Here is a 5282-nt window from a genome sequence, read left to right on the forward strand (position 1 = left end):
ATAAGGTCAAGTTGAGGGTATTGAGGGAGTGTTATTCAATTGCGTGAGGGGCATGGAGCATGCCGATAGGCAGTGCGGAGCGTTAGCGGAGCACCGAAGCGAAGCGTAGTGCGGAATGCCCCGACCCTTGCGTCAGCAAGGGGCACGCCCAAAATAAAAAAATATCCTTCATAAAAATTGAAATCAAGATATTTTGCCTGCTTTGGCAGAAGTATCCCGCACCAACGGGATAAAAAGATTGATATTGAACTAAATGAGAAAGTATGTCTTTTAGTTTGAAATATAACCACAGCAATATCCTTTATCTGAACTGTTTTTTAGTCTAAACGAGTAGCCACGCAACAAAGCTTATCTAAAAACAAACTTAAACCTTGTTTAGCTTCGGCAGAGATAGTGTAGTGAATGTATTTATCCAAATACAAACTCACTGTTTGCTCATCTATCTGATGCTGTGCCGCCCATTGAGCATAGTAATTCCGTCTGTCTTGAATGCCCTTTTCAAAAGCATAATTGAGCAAAGAATGAAGTTCCGAACTGTACAGTTTTTTATCAACCACCCATAGCGCAAAAACAAAAGGTAATTGAGTGTACTCATACCAAGCTTGAGCAAGGTCAAAGTCATACTGATAAGCTGTTTTTAAGATTATAGCTCTATCGCCAATAATTACTCCTGCTTGATTACCTTGTATTTGAGCTTCATATCCAGGGTAAGCTTCTATAAATTTAGGCTTAATTTTCCAATAATTTTGACATAAAATTTGTGCAAGCGCAATGGATGTACGCGATTGGTAGTCTAAAAAGATAGTTGAAATTTTTTGAATAGGTACTTGGCTGTACAGGCTTACAGAGTATACTCTGCCGTAGGCTACAATTCCATAATCCGATATAGGAACGACGTTTTTGAGTTCGGATAAGGTTGCCGTAGGAATAAGTCCTACATTTGCTTTGCCACATTTGAGCATTTCTGTACACCTTTTAGGGTCATAGACCTCAACCGTATGATTTACAGAAAGATATTTTCGGATACCTAATAAGTAGGGTTGTGTGTTAAGATATGATACCGCTGCAATTTGAAGCATAACACAAGCGATTTTAGGTTACAAGTTCACTCCTCAAAATGGCTACTCTCGTTTGGGTAAAGCTCTACATTCAAGGTTCGTAGCTTATCTAAAATAGCGTTGATTGTTTCTAACTCTTGATTACTCAACACGCTCATGATTTGCTCTAATCTGTTTTGTTGTTTGTCTATTTTATTTAGAAGTGCAATACCTTGTTCAGATATGCGTATGTCAATCAAACGCTTATCAATAAGACTAATTTTTCGCGTTACTAAACCTTGCTTGACTAGCCTATCTACAATTCGTGAAACGTCAGAAGTTTTATCTAGCATTTGCTTACGGATATCACAGATGCTTAAAGAAACTGGATATACATTTTTGAGTATCCGAAGGACATTATACTGCTGCGGAGTAATATGATAGGGGTTGAGAAAATCTTGTATGCAGTTGTGTAGCCAGTGTGCTGTGTAGATGATATTTATTCCTGCTTTTTGAGCTTGAGAACTGAAATGGTACTGCAAAATGGCTTCTTCTAATCTCATACTAAAGCCTTGTAGTCTTATAAGCAAAGATATGCAATTTATGTTCATTTGTTTAAAACTTAAAACTTGGTCAAGTGTGGTTAGGTTTTTCAGAATGAATAATATTAACTCTTTGATTATGAGTATCTTTTATGGCATAGCTAATTTTTTCTTTGGCTGTTCTGACGGCATCTACTACGTTTTGCTGCTGGGCTAATTGGCAAGCAATTAAAGAGGAATACATATCACCTGAACCGAAGTGCTTAGTGTTGCTGATTGTAGGCGCTTCAAACAGGTAAAAATCATTTTTGTAGTAGAGAATATCACTACACCATTTATCACCATATTCATCTGCACGATAGGTATGACTAAATAAACGCCCTTTGAGAAGGACATACATATCATAATTGAGCTGTGCTATACGTTGAACTGCTACTTGTGCATCTTCGGGAGTATCTATGGGCATACCTGAAAATTGTTCTGCTTCGTATTTATTCGGCACGAATATGGTTACGTAAGGAATAATGTTCTCAATTACGGCTAAAACTACATCAGCACTGCTCCACTCTGCACTGCTACGATTACGTAAAGAAATATCCAAAACCACAGGGACATTTACTTGTGAGATAAAATTACCTATTTCTTGTGCTATGCGCACATTTGGAATAATTCCTATTTTAATTGCATCATAAATTTTGTACTTCCGTATACTATCTAACTGCAAGCGTACCACATCAGCAGGAATTTCTATCATGTCTATTAGTTCATCATGATACTGCGCTATAATTGCTGTGTAGACATGAATGCTATCCATGTTTTGGCTTTGTATAGTTTTAATATCTGTGGCGATACCGATGCCTCCCGCTGTATCTGCGGCATTGATGCATAAGATGGTTTTAATGTTATCTGCCATTGTGCTTCAATAAGCCCTCCTTTGTTATAAGGAAAAAGTAGTCTTCTAAGTTGTCTATGTCATAAATTTCTGTTTTTATGTAATCTTTAATTTGCTCATCGTATTTTAATACTTGGACCCACTGTTTAGCAATTAGATTTTTGAGTTCATCTGCTACAACATTGGCAGGGCTTTTGACCTCCTCTACTATCCGATGAAAAGGTTCAACAAAGTAAATTTTGTCTAGTATCTCGTATTGTAATGGAGTTAGTTCCATAGTACAAAAGTAATAATTACATGGGTTTATTCATTTTTCTTTGAGTTCTTTCTACAAAGTTAATCGGCGAATTTTTGAAATGATAGGGCGAAGATTCTCTTGTGGGGGTAATTTTTTGAGTTTCCACCTCTCGGCTGATGCTGATGATAATTCCGATAGCAATCCCATTAAATAAAATAGAAGTCCCGCCCATGCTAAGCATAGGTAGAGCAAGTCCTGTTACAGGTAATACGCCCACTGCAACGCCCATATTGACCAATGCCTGCAAACATATATTGAGCGATAAACCTATCACCAATAATTTTCCGAAAATTCTATCTTGCAAGTTATTAGCCACCACTAGCGCTCGATAAGTGAAGAACAAATATAAAAAAATGACCAATGCTCCCCCTATCAATCCATATTCTTCAATAATTATAGCAAAAACAAAGTCGTTGTAGGGTTGCGGTAGAAGATACTTTTGAGTACTTTTTCCTGGACCTTTACCTAAGAGTCCACTAGTAGCTATGGCAATTTTAGCTTGCTCGGTCTGAAAAGAATCTTCGTAAAGGTAGCTTTCTATTCGTTTTTGCCAAGTTTCACTTCGGGGAGATATCTTAAAAAGTCCCATAAAACCTATTATACTGATGCACACAATCAAAGCTAAATGCAACAAAGATATTCTTCCAATAAACATCAGAATAAAGCAAACTAAAAAAAGCATAGAAGCCGTGCTCAAGTTCATTGGGGCAATAAGTCCGCAAATGACAGCTATCCAAAAAATAATAGGTAAAAAGGTAGCATAAAAGTCCTTGATATTTTTTTGTTTTACAGATAGTTGCCTAGCTACATAAATAATCAAAGCAATTTTAGCAAAATCAGAAGGTTGAAAGGTAAGGTTAATAATGGGTAGTCTTAGCCAACGGCTAGCATTATGAATATTAACGCCCTGAACCAAAGTGTAGATCAACAAAGGTACGCACAGCCATATTCCAAATATGCTCAATGTTCCTAATATCCGGTAGTCTATTCGGTGCATAAAAAACATCATGCTAAAACCTAATACAATCATAAAGATGTGTTTGCCTAAAAATAGTTCGTTAATTACTTTTTTTTGAGTAGCTAACGGAGTAATAGCGCTGTACACGGCTAATATTCCGATAAAGCTAATCATCAAAGTGCTTATCCATAGCCAAGGATCGCCCTTAAAGTACTTGCTAAAAAACGAAAGTTGCTTCATTACTATTGCACTCTGTGCAAAGATAGCACAAAAGCATCAAACCTGTTAGTTGAGTTTATCTGTGTTAAGTACAAAAGATAACTATTTTACACATTTGCCCCATCCCAGTAGTTCATTGTTTCTACCTGTTACATGGTAGGTATAAATTCCTTTGGGCAAATGAGCAATGTCAATACTTATACTTTGTACAGATTGAACAGATTCTTGAAGTAAGACTTTGCCCGAAAAATCGTACAAAATTAAATTTTGAGCTTGGGGAAGATGAGTTAGGTCAAGATTCAAATAGGTTTGTACGGGGTTGGGGTAAGCAATAATTTGAGGAATATTGTCTTTTTCAGGTTTTATACTAACAGAAGAAGTTCTGCTATATCTACCTCGCTTAGGTTTATTAAAATTATCTCTGTCCATGACTATTTCACACACAAGTGCATGGCTAGGATTTTTTTCCATAAAAATGTAGGTCAAAGTGCTGTCTGTATTATTTTGAAAAGGTACGTAAGAAGTGCCAAATTTCACATAAATGCTATCTTGCTGAATGCGTACTTTTTTAATCCGAAGTACATTGGCGTAGTTACCTGTGGGGGTTTTAAGCGAACCAAAAGCATCGCCTGTAAATTTAGAGGTTATACGGCTAACCAACTTAACGTCAAAGCCCATTACGTTTGCAAATACAGTAGATTTAGCTTGATGAGAGCGATAGTTACTATAAGTAAAGTTTGTGGGAAAGAGTAATTCTTTCGGATTGAGGACAATAGCTGTGTTAGGGGCTAGGCTAAAATAAGTGTAAGTACCTTCTACATATAGTCCGTCGTTATCGTTCAAAAGGAATACATACACACTATCTCTTTTGTTGTTAAAGCCCATGGTTGAAGCGGGGAAGTTAGTATGTCCGGGCAAGGTGGTTTTATCTACAAATTGCCACACAAGGGTATCTGTTACATTCGGGAAGGCATTAGAGTAATCCCAATTTTGGGCTGTGCTGCTGCTTGGGGTAATAACTGGCAATGAAGTATTTGTATCTTGCAGCATTTGATAGGTTACTCCTATTGAGGGCATATCAGAGGGCATAATAGTAATTTGCCCAGGGCTTAGCTTACTCAATATGGCGGTCAAAATAATAATCCAATAACTTTGACTTTTCATAATTTAAGTTAAGTAAATTTTAAGCAAAAATAGGTAAAGATTCAAATTTAACCAATGAATAAATGATAAACGTTAAATGTTTTTTGTTGATTCTTTTATTTTTTGGGCGTGTCCTTGTGGGCGTTTCGCTTGCGCTCATGCCCACAAGGTCGGCGTGCTACGGGCTACGCTT

The 5282-nt window shown here is 37.0% G+C and carries 6 protein-coding genes; all 6 read right to left on the reverse strand.

Features of this window, described 5'->3' with window-relative positions:
* Positions 1-317 precede the first annotated feature (317 nt).
* The 6 genes from NZ519_11580 to NZ519_11605 all read right to left on the reverse strand — a co-directional run bounded on the left by NZ519_11580 (position 318) and on the right by NZ519_11605 (position 5110).
* Positions 318-1079: a menaquinone biosynthesis protein gene (locus NZ519_11580; protein MCS7029394.1), complete on the reverse strand. Its 762-nt coding sequence runs from the start codon at positions 1077-1079 to the stop codon at positions 318-320.
* Positions 1080-1105: 26 nt separating this feature from the next.
* Entirely contained in the window at positions 1106-1600 is a 495-nt protein-coding gene (locus NZ519_11585) for a MarR family transcriptional regulator (protein ID MCS7029395.1), read from the reverse strand.
* Between the two features lie 70 nt (positions 1601-1670).
* On the reverse strand, positions 1671-2492 hold the full coding sequence (locus NZ519_11590) for a hydroxymethylpyrimidine/phosphomethylpyrimidine kinase (protein ID MCS7029396.1): 822 nt from the start codon (positions 2490-2492) through the stop codon (positions 1671-1673).
* Positions 2482-2748 carry a hypothetical protein gene (locus tag NZ519_11595; GenBank protein MCS7029397.1) on the reverse strand — a complete coding sequence of 89 codons (267 nt, stop codon included), beginning with the start codon at positions 2746-2748 and terminating at the stop codon, positions 2482-2484. The genes NZ519_11590 and NZ519_11595 overlap by 11 nt, the downstream gene beginning before the upstream one ends.
* Before the next feature lie 16 nt (positions 2749-2764).
* Entirely contained in the window at positions 2765-3967 is a 1203-nt protein-coding gene (locus NZ519_11600; GenBank protein ID MCS7029398.1) for an FtsW/RodA/SpoVE family cell cycle protein, read from the reverse strand.
* An 81-nt stretch (positions 3968-4048) separates the two neighbouring features.
* Positions 4049-5110 (reverse strand): T9SS type A sorting domain-containing protein, encoded by a 1062-nt coding sequence (locus NZ519_11605; GenBank protein ID MCS7029399.1) that lies wholly within the window; start codon positions 5108-5110, stop codon positions 4049-4051.
* Positions 5111-5282 lie beyond the last annotated feature (172 nt).

It is taken from the genome of Bacteroidia bacterium (assembly GCA_025056095.1).
Classification (GTDB): domain Bacteria; phylum Bacteroidota; class Bacteroidia; order JANWVE01; family JANWVE01; genus JANWVE01.